General features: G+C 60.4%; 11 protein-coding genes. 5 read left to right on the forward strand and 6 right to left on the reverse strand.

Translation table 11 applies throughout. The features are described from left to right. Positions 1-52 precede the first annotated feature (52 nt). On the forward strand, positions 53-2,479 hold the full coding sequence (locus G5358_RS09505; protein WP_421324006.1) for a DNA polymerase II: 2,427 nt from the start codon (positions 53-55) through the stop codon (positions 2,477-2,479). A gap of 74 nt (positions 2,480-2,553) precedes the next feature. After that, positions 2,554-2,805, forward strand: coding sequence for a DinI family protein (locus G5358_RS09510; protein ID WP_129503940.1), 252 nt, complete (start codon positions 2,554-2,556; stop codon positions 2,803-2,805). Between the two features lie 172 nt (positions 2,806-2,977). Here G5358_RS09510 and G5358_RS09515 read toward each other — a convergent pair whose 3' ends face one another. From G5358_RS09515 to dcuC, 5 genes are all read right to left on the reverse strand, one after another. Further along, entirely contained in the window at positions 2,978-3,841 is an 864-nt protein-coding gene (locus G5358_RS09515) for a DUF2927 domain-containing protein (protein ID WP_421223796.1), read from the reverse strand. Positions 3,842-3,867: 26 nt separating this feature from the next. Beyond that, positions 3,868-4,371, reverse strand: a complete 504-nt coding sequence (locus tag G5358_RS09520; protein WP_005333421.1) for a M48 family metallopeptidase — start codon at positions 4,369-4,371, stop codon at positions 3,868-3,870. A 144-nt stretch (positions 4,372-4,515) separates the two neighbouring features. Then, positions 4,516-6,159 (reverse strand): hypothetical protein, encoded by a 1,644-nt coding sequence (locus G5358_RS09525; protein WP_421255854.1) that lies wholly within the window; start codon positions 6,157-6,159, stop codon positions 4,516-4,518. Positions 6,160-6,352: 193 nt separating this feature from the next. Beyond that, positions 6,353-7,999, reverse strand: coding sequence for a bifunctional metallophosphatase/5'-nucleotidase (locus tag G5358_RS09530; RefSeq protein WP_216978863.1), 1,647 nt, complete (start codon positions 7,997-7,999; stop codon positions 6,353-6,355). Between the two features lie 90 nt (positions 8,000-8,089). Further along, positions 8,090-9,442 (reverse strand): anaerobic C4-dicarboxylate transporter DcuC, encoded by a 1,353-nt coding sequence (gene dcuC / locus G5358_RS09535; protein ID WP_323913366.1) that lies wholly within the window; start codon positions 9,440-9,442, stop codon positions 8,090-8,092. A 195-nt stretch (positions 9,443-9,637) separates the two neighbouring features. Here dcuC and G5358_RS09540 point away from each other — a divergent pair, with 195 nt between their 5' ends. Continuing rightward, the gene (locus G5358_RS09540) at positions 9,638-10,102 is read left to right on the forward strand and encodes a hypothetical protein (RefSeq protein ID WP_216953505.1); all 465 of its coding nucleotides are present in this window, start codon (positions 9,638-9,640) and stop codon (positions 10,100-10,102) included. Positions 10,103-10,285: 183 nt separating this feature from the next. Next, complete coding sequence (locus tag G5358_RS09545) at positions 10,286-10,882, forward strand: DUF922 domain-containing protein (protein WP_216953506.1); 597 nt, start codon at positions 10,286-10,288, stop codon at positions 10,880-10,882. Positions 10,883-10,990: 108 nt separating this feature from the next. Here G5358_RS09545 and mnmC read toward each other — a convergent pair whose 3' ends face one another. Continuing rightward, positions 10,991-13,009 (reverse strand): bifunctional tRNA (5-methylaminomethyl-2-thiouridine)(34)-methyltransferase MnmD/FAD-dependent 5-carboxymethylaminomethyl-2-thiouridine(34) oxidoreductase MnmC, encoded by a 2,019-nt coding sequence (gene mnmC, locus G5358_RS09550; RefSeq protein WP_421324007.1) that lies wholly within the window; start codon positions 13,007-13,009, stop codon positions 10,991-10,993. Between the two features lie 90 nt (positions 13,010-13,099). Between mnmC and fabB the strand changes: the two genes are divergently transcribed. Beyond that, positions 13,100-14,311: a beta-ketoacyl-ACP synthase I gene (gene fabB, locus G5358_RS09555; protein ID WP_042030619.1), complete on the forward strand. Its 1,212-nt coding sequence runs from the start codon at positions 13,100-13,102 to the stop codon at positions 14,309-14,311. Positions 14,312-14,457: the final 146 nt, after the last annotated feature.

Consider the following 14,457-nt stretch of genomic DNA (forward strand, 5'->3'; position numbering starts at 1 on the left):
GCACTGTATGAACGTACAATAGTCCCATTCTCGGACAGCCCCTTTACGCTTCATGACTGCAACCCAGCCCACCGTACCCGCCACCCCGCCGCTCGACGGTTTTATCCTGACCCGCCACGGTCGGGACGTGCGCGGTCGCAACGGGCACGCTGCCACCACCGAAATCGTGATGTGGCTCTGGAGTGCGCAGGGGCCGGTGCGGGTGGTGGTGCCGGGGCAGGAGCCGGTGTTTTTTTTGCCGCAGAGTCACATGGCAGAGGCCGCCGAGCTGTTCAAAGGCGCCGGGGTGAGCGGGCGGTTTCGCCGCCTGCCGATGCATACCTTTGATGGCCGCGCCGTGGTGGGCTGCTACTTTGCCACCCTGAGCGCCTTTCACCGTGCCATCGAGCTGCTGCTCATCCGCGGGCTGGAGCACTTCGAGGCGGATATTCGGCTGCCGGAGCGCTACCTGATGGAGCGTTTCATCACTGCCGGCGTGCGCTTTGAGGGGCGCACCCTCAAGAAAGGGGGCAAGCACGGCTACTGGGAAGTAAACGAGGCGCGCTGTGCGCCGCAGACGGTGACACCGACCCTCTCCTGGGTGTCGCTGGACGTGGAGTGTGCCATGGATGGGGCCCTCTTCTCGGTGGGGCTCTACAGCGAAGAGGATGCACGGGTCATCATGATCGGTACGCCGGAGGCCGACGCCGATAGCTGGAGTACCAGGGTCGAATGGGTAGAGGACGAGAGCGCCCTGCTGAGTGCGCTGGAGCGCTGGTTTGTGCGGCACGACCCCGATCTGGTCATCGGCTGGAACGTGGTCAACTTCGACTTTCGCCTGCTGCTGCGCCGCGCCGAGCTCAACAAGCGGCGGCTGCGGCTCGGTCGTGGCCACGAGCTCTGTTTCTGGCGCTCATCGCGCAACGATCCCCAGACTGGCAACGTTATTATCCCCGGGCGCATGGTGCTGGATGGCATCGACACCCTCAAAAGCGCCACCTGGCAGTTTGCTAGCTACAGCCTGGATGCGGTGGCGAGCGAACTGCTTGGCCGTGGCAAGGATATCGAGGACGTGGCCAATCGGGGGGAGAAGATCACCGAACTGTTCCACTCCGACAAGGAGGCGCTGGCCCGCTACAACCTGGAAGATTGCAAGCTGGTGTGGGAAATCTTCGATTTCTGCCACCTCATCCCTTTTGCCATTGAACGCGCCTCCCTCACCGGCCTTGAGCTGGACAGGGTGGGGGGCTCGGTGGCGGCCTTTACCAACCTCTATCTGCCGCGGCTGCATCGTGGCGGCTACGTGGCCCCCAATTTGCCAGCCGACGGTGGGCTGGCGAGCCCCGGCGGCTATGTGATGGACTCCAAACCCGGTCTCTATCGTCATGTGCTGGTGCTCGATTTCAAGAGCCTCTATCCCAGCATCATCCGCACCTTCTGCATCGATCCCATGGGGCTCATCGAGGGGCTGCAGCATCCCGAGCACGCCATTCCGGGCTTTCGCGGCGCCATGTTCTCCCGCGAGCGCCACTTCTTGCCGGGTCTCATCGCTACCCTCTGGGCGGCGCGGGATCGGGCCAAGGCTGCCAGCAACAAGGCACTCTCCCAGGCCATCAAGATCATCATGAACTCCTTCTACGGGGTGCTGGGGTCGGGGGGCTGCCGTTTCTATGATCCGCGCCTAGCCTCGTCCATTACCCTGCGTGGCCACAGCATCATGCAGCAGACCCGCGAGTGGATTGAGGCGAAGGGGTTCGAGGTGATCTATGGTGACACCGATTCCACCTTTGTCCATCTGGGGCGCGAGACCAGCCCCGATGAGGCGGACGAGATCGGCCAGCGACTGGCGCAAATGATCAACGATAACTGGGCTGCACTGATCAGGTGCGAGTTCAACCTGCCGAGCTATCTGGAGATCCAGTACGAGACCCACTATCGCCGCTTCCTGATGCCCACCATCCGCGGGCTGGAGAAGGGCAGCAAGAAGCGCTATGCGGGGCTGGTTGGCAAGGCCAGTGAAGGGAGTGAACAGCTGGTGTTCAAGGGGCTCGAATCGGTGCGCACCGACTGGACCATGCTGGCCAAGCAGTTCCAGACCCGCCTCTATGAGCTGGTGTTTCACGATGAAGATCCCAGCGGTTATGTGCGCATCATGGTCGATGAGACCCGCGCCGGTCGTCACGACGATCTGCTTATCTACCGCAAACGGCTGCGCCAGAAGCTCGAAGAGTATCAGAAGAATGTGCCGCCCCATGTGCGGGCGGCGCGGCTGGCCGATGAGGAGAACCTGCGCCGCGGTCTGCCCCAGCGCTATCAGCATCGGGGCGCCATCGCCTATCTGATGACCCTCAATGGCCCCGAGCCGCTGGAGTACCGGCGCAGCGCCATCGATTACGAGCACTATATCGACAAGCAGTTGCGGCCCATTGCCGATGCCATCCTGCCCTTTATCGGCGAGTCGTTCGACCGGATCTGTGGTCAGCAGCTGGATCTTTTCTGATTGGTGCAAGTTGGCACTTTACTTCCCATGAATACTGGATAAAAATACAGTTATAAATCATGGAGAAGTTTCCTATGCGTCTTGAAATCATCATCGACAGAAAACATCAGATCCCGACCTCGACCATGGAGGCGCTGCGTCAGGAGCTGCTCAAGCAGCTTGGCGAAAAATTTCCCGACATCCATGTGCGGGTCGCGCCGGGCAGTACCATGGCTCTGACCGTCAGCCGTGCCAGCAAGGAAGACAAAGAGCTGGCCGAAGCCATGGTGCAGGAGGTGTGGGAGAACGCCGACAGCTGGATGCCGGAAGAGAACGTCGCATCCTGATCCCCATGGTCAGTGGATAATTCTGGGCGGTGGATAAATGGGCTGCGGATAAACGGGCATGCCTGCTAATGCACTGCTGATACCCATACAACAAAAAACGCAGCCAGGTGGCTGCGTTTTTTGTTGGTGGTGAGTCGCAGTGGCTTGTCTGGCTCTGGGTTGAGCCATGCCGTTACAGTCCCGCCCAGCTTTTCAGGCTCTGCTGCTGCACCCGGCGGTTGGCTTCGCGGATCTCCCCTTTGGCGCGCAGGTCGGCCAGCGCAATGGGCAGTGCGGCGCGGATCTCGGCACTGCTCATTCCGGCTTTGAGGGCCGGGTGATAGGCCATCTTGAGCAGCACATAGTCCAGCCCGGTCAAAAAGCTGTCGATGCTGTTGTCATTGAAGATGGAGGGAAACACCTTGTCCGAGTCGTTGGGCAGACCCATCACCTGGGTGAACTCCTCCACCACGCAGTCGAGAAAACGCCCCTTGGCTCTGCTGTAGTCTACCGGAATGATGATGGTGGCACGGCTGATCTCGTGTTTCGCATTGGTTGCGAAGTTGGCAAGGCAGAGCCCCTCCTTGAGCGCCATCTTGACCGATGGATCCCCCCCCATGGTGCGGTTGGCCCAGCTCTTCATCTTGCTGTAGTCGGTCATGATCAGGGTGAGGTTGGGCTTTGCGGTCACCATGCTGATGGGGTGGCCGGTGATGCGGGCCAGATGGGCCGCCTGTACCTTCACTACGTCGGCCTGCAGCGGCTTGTCACCCGATTCGTTGATAAGTTGCAGCCGGATCGGCTGCTGCCAGCGGGCAAAACGGGTCTGCCTGGCTTCGCCATACTCCCGCTCCATGGCGATGGCCATAAAGCTCTCGACCAGATAGCTGTCGCTCTGCCAGCGCTCATCGGCCAGGGCGCTGTGGCCCGCGAGCAGAAGCAGCAGGGCCAGCAGCCCGCGTGACGCGCGGCGGGGATAGGCAGCGCAGCCCAAGTTGGCCATTACCAAAGTGGCAATAAAGCGGGTGGCACCAAAGGGGATGGCGGCAAATGACATGTTTCCTCCCTGAAACGGTTGTCAGCCTAGCGGTTGGCCTTGTCGATATCACGCCAGGTGAGCCAGAGTCTGAGATCAAACTCCAGTTGATGATAGTCGGGCTCCATGTGCTGGCAGAGCTGGTAGAAGCTCTTGTTGTGATCCTTCTCTTTGATATGGGCCAGCTCGTGCACCACGATCATTTTCAGGAACGGGGGCGGCGCCTCCTTGAACAGGGCGGCGATGCGGATCTCGTTCTTGGCCTTGAGCTTGCTGCCCTGTACCCGGCTGACGTAGGTGTGCAGGCCGAGGGCATCCTTGATCACGTTGATCTTGCCATCGAACACCACCTTTGACAGGGGCGCCGAGCTCTTGAGGTAGCGGTTCTTCAGCTCCATGGTGTAGGCAAGCAGCGCCTTGTCGCTCTGGATCTGGTGGCTTTCCGGATAGCGTTTGGCCAGCATCTCCCCCAGCTTGCCCGCCGCAATCAGCTGCTGTACCTGTGCCTTGAGGGGGTCTGGATAGCCGCCCAGATAAGTCAGTTCCGCCATGGTGTCACTCGTTACATCAAAAAGAGCGTCATTGTAGTTATCTCGGGCGGGCTTGCCTACTGCGGGCCGCCGCTGCAAGGCGATCTGGCGCAATAAAAAGGGCGGCCATTGCAACAATGGCCGCCCTGCGGGGCGTATTGACGATCAGCGTCGGCGATAGAGACCCGGATCCACCTCTTCGTAGTGGCTGGTCAGGTATTGATAAAAGGCGAGATGGGAAGGGGAGCTCGGCTTTTTCAGCTCCTCGCTCACCCGATCCGGCTTGGCGATGATGAACTTCGGATTCTGGCGCTGGATATCGGCCAGCACCCGCTCGCGCACGTCATAGGGCGGATTGACGTTGGCAAAGAAGAGATAGGCGGACGCTGGCTGGCGATCGGTCCAGAGATAATATTGCGGCTGGATGCCATCGACCCAGATCTTGTCGCTCGGGACTGTCTCGGCCTTGATGCGATCGACCCGTACCTGCGCCGCCGGATTGAAGGGGCGACCCTTGAGGGTCCCTTCCCAGGCGTTGTTGATCATCAGCAGCAGCATGGCCAGAGTCGCCAGCCAGGGGGTGGCACTGCGCACATCCCAGGCTCGCCAGAGGGGGATGAGGATCAGCACCGGCAGCGCCCACAGCAGGCTGGTGCCGAGCACCTCGTTGACCCGCTCGAGGGACCACTCCTTGGTGCTCCAGCCAAAACCGAGCTGCTGGGCCAGCAGCCAGCTGGCGGTGAGCACCACCAGCGAGATGCAGAGCAGCCCGATGGCATCTGCCTGCTGTTCGCTGCGATCCAGCAATACCGCCAGCGGCAGCACTGCCAGTTGCAGATAGAGCACGTCGTAGTGATCGAACACATGGCCGGAGACCGAGTTGGCGATCAGGGTAAACAGCACCCCAAACAGGGTTGCCAGCAGGGCGGGCAGATACCACTCCTGACGGCGGCTCAGCATCAGAATGATGAAGGCGGGCAGCAGCATCACAAGGCCGGTGCGCAGCAGGCCGACGGCGCCCACCATGGGGGAGAAGCCATTGCCGTAGCTCCCTTCGAAGAAGATGTCGAAGGCGTAGTATTTGAAGGCCGCCAGCAGATCATGCTGCTGGAAGTAGGCGTAAAGCGGGCCGCCAATCAGCGCCAGCCCCAGCAGGCTGGAGATGAGCAGCAAGATGGCATCACGCCACTTCTCATGCAGACACCAGTGGCAGAACAGCACCAGATACCAGGCTCCCCAGAAGGCGCCGTTGTTGGTGCGCATCCAGGCGACGATGGCGAAGGTGAGGGCCGCCACCAGCGCCGGCCACCAGCGAAATCCCTTGTCCAGCAGCAGGGTGATGAAGGCCCACTGGGCGATGAGGGCGAGGTGGAAGGTCCAGTCCTCAGTCATGTTGCCGTAGTAGTAACGGGTGCCGTAGAGAGCCAGCACCGCCAGCATGGCGCCAAGGCGCGCCTTGAACGAGAGTCCTAGCTGGGCAAAGGCCTGCCAGCTGGCCAGCAATCCGAGCCAGCAGAGCACCCACTCCAGTGTCCAGATCCCGACAAATCCCCCCATTCGATAGCCCAGCGCGTCGAGAGCGAAGATCATCGGCCCCTTGATGTCGATCATGTCGCGATAGAGCACCCCCCCTTCGCTCCACATCTTGCCCATCACCGCGAACAGCGAGGCATCAAACCCCGGCGCCATGGCGTGGAAGAGCGGGTTGCGCAGACAGAAGAGCAGCGCCAGCAAGGCGGTCAGCAGCACAATGGCTGGCTTGATACTCGGGTTGACGCGAGGGGGAGTGAAACGGATGGAGTGATTCATGAAGTCGCCTGTTCCTGCAGCTGGTCTTGAAAGCGGGCCTATCTTGCCGAGCTAGTGAGTGCGATGCAATGGGGCAGGCCCGTGTGGGGCAAATATTCTCGAAAAAGCCCGGTTCTTGCAGGGAACCGGGCGCTGGCTGCGGCAATATTGGCCGTCAGGGGGATGTGGCGAAGCCAGCCATTCCCCCTCTGCATCAATGGATGTACTCAAGCAGGGGGGGCTGCGCTTCCAGTGTCGGCAGGTGACGGGCCCAGCGGATAAAAGCGTCGGCCAGGGTGATGCCGAGCTCCTGATTGTGCTGGGTCAGGGTGCGCGCCAGTGCGGTGTAACCCTCCTTGCCGGAGGCGGTATAGGCGCTCGACACCCCGCGATAGACCTGTGCGGCATTGACCGCTTGCCACTGGCCGGGGGCGGCTTCCCACTCCAGTCGGGTGATGCGCTGGCCCTTGGGCCGATCGGCCTGATAGGTGAATCGCACCCCTGCGGTGTAGGGGAAGCTGCCGTTGCCATTGCCGACCACGCCGTTGTTGGTGGCGTTGTCGATGGCATTCTCCAGCGCCTCCGCCAACTCGTGACCGTGCACCCGATAGAGGGTGAGGGGAATGGCAAACGGCAGCAGGCGACCGGCGATATCCGCTTCGCTCAGGGGGCCCGGCTCCAGCGAGCAGCGCACGCCGCCAGCATTGTGCAGGGCAAAGTCCACCTCGCCTACCTGTTCACGGGCAGCGGTCAGCATGGCGCGGGCCACCAGCGGGGCGAGCTGGCTGCCGTGCGGCAGGGTGGCATCCGGCAGCCGCTGATGGGGCAGTGGCGCCGCCAGTCGGGTGACGATGCGCTGGCTCATGGTTTCAATCTCAGGCCGATAGCGTTTGGCCAGATGTTTTTCAAGCTGTGCATCCGGCTCGCAGAAGGTGAGCCCGGCGGGTGGGGTGGAGGCAAATGGCCAGGGCTGCCAGGGGAGCCACTCCAGCTGCCCCTGACTCTGCACGACGCGGCCCGCCTCATCGAAGGTGAGCTCGCAGACACCGAGGCAGAGGGCGCTGTGGCCAGCGTGCAAAATAGCCACCCCGTTGTTCATCAGCGGATAACTGCCTTCGCTTGGCAGACCCAGCGGCGCGAGATCGCCGAGCAGGCTATGGGTATGGCCGCCGATGATGAGGCTGAGCTCGGGGAAGCGCTCGGCCAGCAGCTTGTCCTGATCCAGCCCGAGGTGGCTCAGCAGCACGATATGCTGGATCCCTTCGCGCTTGATCTCCTGCAACACCCTGGTGAGGGTGTCGGCGACCGCGTGGAAACGGGTGTGGGGATCCGGGTTGGCGATGGCAGCCATCTGGGCGAGGGTGATGCCGAGCAGCGCAAAGGGAACCCCGTCGATCATCTGACGATGCCAGGGCTGATGGGCGTCGTAGAGATGGGGAATATCCCACAGCCCAAGCGGCGTGTCGGCAGGCTCCTGACTGTTATCCAGATTGGCGGCCAGCACCGGAAAATCGAGCTGGCGCAAGAACTCCACCAGCGGGCCGTTGCCCAGATCGAACTCATGGTTGCCAAGTACCATGGCATCGGGGGCCAGCATGGCGAGCAGGTCGGCGTTGGCGCGCCCTTTGAAGCGGTTGAAATAGAGCGAGCCCTGAAAGGAGTCGCCACCGTGCAGAAACAGAAAACGCTGGCCGGCAGCTGCGGCTTTTGCACGCAGTTGGGTCAGTCGGGTCAGGATCCGGGCATAACCGCCGCACTGGGTGCGCCACTGGCCTTCACCGATAGGGGAGAAGCTCATGGGCGCGCCATCGAAGTGGGAGTGGCAATCACTGAAATGGGCAAGTTGAACCGTAATACTCATCTCGGTCCTCCTTAGGGGAAAATGAGCACCGAGTCTACTGCAAAGGAGGGGGAGGATACCAGCCCGGCAGGGTGCCGGGCTGGTCAGCGATCAGGCGGGTACCATGATCTGGGTGGCGACGATCACCACCAGCAGGCCGACGGCGACCGGCATACTGGTGCGCTTGACCACCTCGAACGGCGAGAGCTTGCCCATCCCGGCACAGGCGACCACCACCCCGGAGACCGGAGAAATGGTGCGACCCAGGTTGGAGGCTTGCAGCATCGGGATCACCAGATAGGCCGGGTTGATGCCAAGGCTGCTGGCCAGGTTGGGGATCAACTCCACGAAGGCGTAGAAGGGGGCATTACCCGAGCCGGTGGTGAAGGCGGCCAGGGTGGTGATCACCACCAGTGACAGCATCATGATCAGACCACCCGAACCGAGATCCTGCGCGTGAGCCAGCAGGGTGTCGATAAAGCCGACGGTCATCAGACCCTGGGCGAAGACACCGGCACCGACCAGCAGCATGACCACACCGGCAAAGGCATCAGCCATGTTGCGCCAACAGACCTGCAGACCGTCCAGCAGCTCCTTGCCATTGCGGATCCGCACCAGCTCCAGCAGGCTGGCCAGCACCATGCACATGACGATGATGGTGACGATATCCAGCTGCGGACCCCATTTGCCGTCAAACACCAGCACTCCGATGATGGGGGTAAAGGGCAGGATGGCGTAAAAGGCAGGCGCAGTCGTCACCAGATCACCCGGGGCGACCGGCTCGTTGTGCTCACCGGATTTTTGATCAAGGTAGCGCTGCCAGAAGAAGTGGGTCACCGCCATGCAGGCGATCGCCACCAGCGAGATGGGCAGGGTCAGCTTGAAGGCAAAATCCAGCAGCGGCATGTTGGCGGCCTGAGCAGCCATCACCACGTCCCCTGAGGTCGGTGCCAGAATGATAGCGGCTGGCGAGGCGCACACGGCCGCAGCCGCGCCACGGGAGATCCCCATGTTGACCATCAGCGGGAACAGGGTGGCCATCAGCAGCACGCCGAGGCCGGTAGCGGAGCTCACCGCCAGCGACATGGCGCAGGCCACCAGATAGGCAGCCACCAGCAGGATATAGGGGGATTTGATGATGCCGAGCGGTTTGCTGGCCAGCTTGACCAGAATGGTGTTGGCGCCGATATGGCTCATGTAGCCGGCGAAGCCACAGAGCACCATGATCAGCATCCCCAGTCCACCGCCACGATCATTGAGCAGGAAGCGGACGTATTCGAAGATATCGGTTGCGAGATAACCGGTGCTGACCACCTTGCTCGGCAATACCGGCTTGCCCATCATGGCGGTGATGACCAGCAGCAGCAAGCCGCCGCTCAGCAGCACCCCGGTTGCGGAGTATCCTTTGAAAATGGCACGGCCCACCACCAGGGTGACCAAGGTGCCAACAATGAGTTCCAGCATATGTTGCCTTCTGATTGGATGAGAGTGGAAGGAGTCTATTCCGATAGGGGTAGAGTGGCGACTGGAAACAGGATGTTGTGTGAGCTAAATCAACGTTTAACCCTATGAACAGAATTAAAGAAAGGTAAAGGTACTTTACCCAGCGGGTTTGGCTACCTACCCTTGCCAGCCTTGGTTGTCTTTTGAGGCTTTTATATGGTGATTGGTGATTTTTCAGGCATTAAACGCTCTCTTTTCCTGCTCGCGATGCTATTTTCACCTACTTGCGTGTTTGCGGTAACCAATGACGGTTTTCATCAAACCGGTCCTCATCAGGCGGTCGCCATGCGGCGTCTCATGGCTCCTCACTCTTACGGCGTACTGGTGGTTGCCGAGGGGAACAGACCCCGTTTTGCCGCGCTGGCATCCAAAACCACCGAAGCAAACTGCCTGGCCCGTCATGCCATCCGGGTAGATGGGGTCGCGTTGCTGGTCACCCCGAGATTTTATGCCAAAGAGGGAAAACGGGGACTTTGCGAGCTGTGGCTCAATGAGGGGGCAGATCAGGACTTTTTTGCCAACCGTCTTAAAAATGATCATTTCATTCAGATAGATGGTCATGACATCAATGTGAAAAACTATCACCTCGACTGGCAGCGCATCAGTCGTCCTGCTCAATAAAAATACAGTTTCATCCTTGTGCCATACTTTGCTCACGCAACCTGTGAGCTTGCTCTGATTTCTGGGCTCATCATTGTATTGCGCCGCCTCTTGGTCACACATAGGCTATACCCGTCATCTGTGTGGCGGTGGGTTTCACCAAGGTTGGTACTCCGCCCGTGCAATCAAGGAAGGTAGTCTGGCATGGTCAGCAAGGTTTATGGAGTAGTGGGGAGCGTGCTATTGCTGTTGCCCCTGATGAGTCAGGCTCAGCCGAGCCGGCCGCAAGTGGTGCCAGAGTCCCGCATCAATGTCCGTTTTTATGAGGTAAGTGCTGCCCAGCCAGATCAACTGGCACGCGCCATTGCTCAGAGTGCCCCCAAGGTGAATGGCAAGCCTGTGCTCGGCAAGGCGAGTTATCAGGTGGACTGGCAGCTGGAAACCGACCAGTTGCCGGGGCGTTGCCAGCTCAAACGGGTAACGGTAACGACTCATGCCACTGTATTGTTGCCCCGCTGGCGTCAGAGTTCGGAGGGGAGTGACCCTGCTCGCCAGCGCTGGGGTCGGCTGCTCTCCAGCATGTTTGACTATGAATCCCGTTTCAAAGAGATGGTGCTGCAAGGCGGAAATCAGGTGGGCGGGGCGATTGCGGCACTACCAGGCCATGCAGATTGCCAGGCGTTGCGCTATGCCGCCTGGGCTGCGGGCAGTGGCGAATTGAACAAGGTGAAGGCACGGGTAGACGATTTCCAGCGTCAGACGGGTTATGGCGAACAGCTCGGGGTGCATTGGCCCAAGTGAGCGCTATAGAGGGTCCGATATCCTGCCAACACGCCTCTATATCGAATGATTTGATAAATAGAATGGCCGCCCGATGAGCGGCCATTCTATTTGTTTGCAGAGTCCGGTTTAGACCAGAGCTTTGCCCTTGAGCATTTTACGTACCCAATAACGGGCAGGGTGGAGCGCCTCCAGCAGATCGGCAGCCAGCGGCAGGGGATCGCCGCAGATCTCGCTGGCGAGCAGCTCGCCACAGAGCGGCGCCGAGCAGAGACCCCGTGAGCCGAGCGCTCCCAGCACATAGAGGCCGGGGTGAAGAGGCAGCGGCTGGGCGTTGTGCAGATCATGCTGCAGATGCGCATAGTGATCCTCTAGGCCTGCCAATCTGACGATTGACCCCACCACTGGCAGGTGATCCCGACTGGCACAACGCACCCCTACGCGCGCCTCATTGCCGCTCACATCCACTTCGGCGGGCCAGGCTTGCTGTGGCAGGCAGGCTTGCAACCGCGCTTGATTCTGCGCCTGATCCTCGGCACGAAACTCGAGACTGCTCTGGTTGCGGCCATAGCTGGCGCCGATGCAGTGCTGCTCGTTGTGCATCGGGGTGAGGTAGCCATCATAACAGAGCACAGTCTTGAGCTGACGCAAGCTGGCCGTGGTCGGCACATGGCTCACCTGACCGCGCACCGGATAGAGGGGCAGCTCGGCAAAGGGGAGCAGTGCTGGCAATTGGTGACCGGCGGCGACCACCAGATTGGGGGCCTGCCAGTGGCGGCCATCCTGGCTTTCTACTTGCCAGCCATCGGCCTGCTCGGCAATGGCGCTTACTTGGGTGTGGTACTCCACCTGCAGCAGACCACTGGCTTGTGCTTCTTTGATTGCAGCGCGGGTGAGATCCGCAGGGCAGAGCCAGCCCCCCAGCGGGTAACTGACGCCGCTGTGGCCGCAGGGCAGGCCAACCACCTGCTCTACCTCTGCTGTAGAGAGGGGATGCATCAGCTCGGGTGGGAAGGGGCCCTGGCTCATTTTCGCCAACTTGGCTGCCGATTTGTCGTCATAACCGAGCTGGGTCACTCCGCATAATTCGAAAGCGATGGGATGGCGTTCGGCCAACGCCAGTAGCCGTTGGCGGGCATAGCCAAAAGCGAGCGAATAGAAGCGTGATAGCGCATCGTGCTCGCCGTTAAGCAGTGGATAAAGCGCGCCCTGGCGGTTGCCGGAGGCGCCGGTGGCCGGTTCGCCATCTGCACACAGCAACGTCACCTTGCGGCCCCGCTCCACCAGAGAGAGCGCCGTCATGGCCGAGGCAATGCCACCGCCGATGATCACTACCTCGCCAGCGCGCCCGGCAGGACGGGCATACCAGGGGGCGATGGTTTGCTGCGGCTGCTTGTCGGTGCGATCCCCCACCAGCATCTCCCGCTTGCTACCGTGGCCCTTCACCTTCTTCATGGCAAAACCGGCGGCAATCAGGCCGCGACGGACAAAACCGGCACAGGTAAAGGTGGTGATGGAGCAATCGGGACGGGCGAGGCGAGCGAGACCATCAAACAGCTCCTGTGTCCACATCTCCGGGTTCTTGGCTGGGGAGAAACCATCCAGATACCAGGCATCCACCAGCCCCTCTGCCCGGTGAGGCACCTGCGGCAGCATATCCTTGATGTCGCCAAACCAGAGATCGAGGTGAATGCGGCCGCCCGCAAAATGCAGGCGGTGGCAACCGGAGACCGGCTGCGGCCATTGGGCAACAAGATCCTGACTCAAGTGGCCAAGTTCAGGCCAGGCGGCCAACGCCTTGCGCAGATCGTCCTGGGTCAGGGGGTATTTTTCGAAACTGATGAAGTGAAGGCGGGAGCCGTTGCCGGTTTGGGGCGCCTGTTCCTGAAAGGCTGCCATTGTCGCCAGAAAGTTAAGACCTGTGCCGAAACCTGTCTCACCTATCACGAAAGTGTCACGATCGTGGTGCAAAAATCGCGCTGGCAGCCGGTTTTGCTGCAAAAAGACATAGCGCGTTTCAGCTAGACCGTTATCATTGGAAAAGTACACATCCCCGAACTCACTGGAGACTGGAGTTCCCGCCTCGTTCCAGTCCAATCGGGCATGATGTAAGGATGTTTGACTCACGTTTTCCTCGGCTCGCGTCACAAAAACGCGGGCATTCTACGTGAAAGCAGACCAGTTTGGCAGCCGAAAGCGGGTAGACTTGGCGCCAGTTTTTCCAGACGAGATGAATTAATGAGAAGAGCAGTGATCACCGGTATCGGCGTCATCTCCAGTATCGGCAACAACAAGGAAGAAGTGCTGGCCTCCCTGAAAGCAGGTAAATCCGGCATCACCTATTCCGAGCAGTTCGAGCAGCACAACCTGCGCAGCCGTGTCTGGGGTAATATCAAACTCGAGCCGTCTGAACTGATCGACCGTAAAGTCATGCGTTTCATGGGTGACGCTGCGGCCTATGCCTACCTCTCCATGCAGCAGGCCATTGAAGATGCCGGTCTGGCGCAAGAGCAGGTCTCCAACGAGCGTACCGGCCTGGTGGTCGGCTCAGGTGGTGCTTCCGGCAAGAACACCTCGGAGTCTGTGGACATCGCCCGTGAGAAAGGGGTCAAGCGTGTGGGCCCTTACATGGTGCCGCGTACCATGTCTTCCACCACCTCTGCCTGTCTGGCGACCCCGTACCAGATCAAGGGGGTCAACTACTCCATCAGCTCCGCCTGCGCCACCTCTGCTCACTGCATCGGTCACGCGCTGGAGCTGATCCAGCTTGGCAAACAGGATGTGGTCTTCGCTGGTGGCGGCGAGGAGCTGGACTGGTCCTCTACCATCCAGTTTGACGCCATGGGCGCGCTCTCTACCAAGTACAACGACACGCCGGAAAAAGCCTCCCGTACCTATGATGCGAACCGCGATGGTTTCGTTATCTCCGGTGGCGGCGGTATCCTGGTGGTTGAGGAGCTGGAACATGCTCTGGCCCGTGGTGCTCACATCTATGCCGAGCTGACCGGTTACGGTGCTACTTCTGATGGCTACGACATGGTTGCCCCGAGTGGCGAAGGCGCTGTGCGTTGCATGAAGATGGCAATGCAGGGTGTCGGCAAGGTTGATTACATCAACACCCACGGTACCTCCACCCCGGTTGGCGATACCAAGGAGCTGGAAGCCATCCAGACTCTGTTTGGCGCCAACGGTCCCAAGATCTCCGCCACCAAGGCGATGACCGGTCATGCGCTGGGCGCTGCCGGCGTGCACGAGGCTGTCTACTCCCTGCTGATGATGGAGCACGGCTTTATCGCTCCCAGCATCAACATCGAGACTCTGGACGAGAAAGCGGAAGGTCTGCCCATCGTGCGCGAGTACGAAGAGGCCGAGCTCAACACCGTCATGTCCAACAGCTTCGGCTTTGGCGGCACCAACGCCTCTCTGGTGTTCAGCAAGTTCAAAGCCTGATCATCCGGTTGATATGAAAAAAGCGCCTCAGGGCGCTTTTTTTGTTTCCGTGATCTGCCATCACTCATTGCAGAGCAGAGCAGAGCAGAGCAGAGCAGAGCAGAGCAGAGCAGAGCAGAGCAGAGCAGAGCAGAGCAGAGCAGAGC

This window comes from Aeromonas sp. 604176 (assembly GCF_049170755.1).
Lineage (GTDB): Bacteria > Pseudomonadota > Gammaproteobacteria > Enterobacterales > Aeromonadaceae > Aeromonas > Aeromonas veronii_A.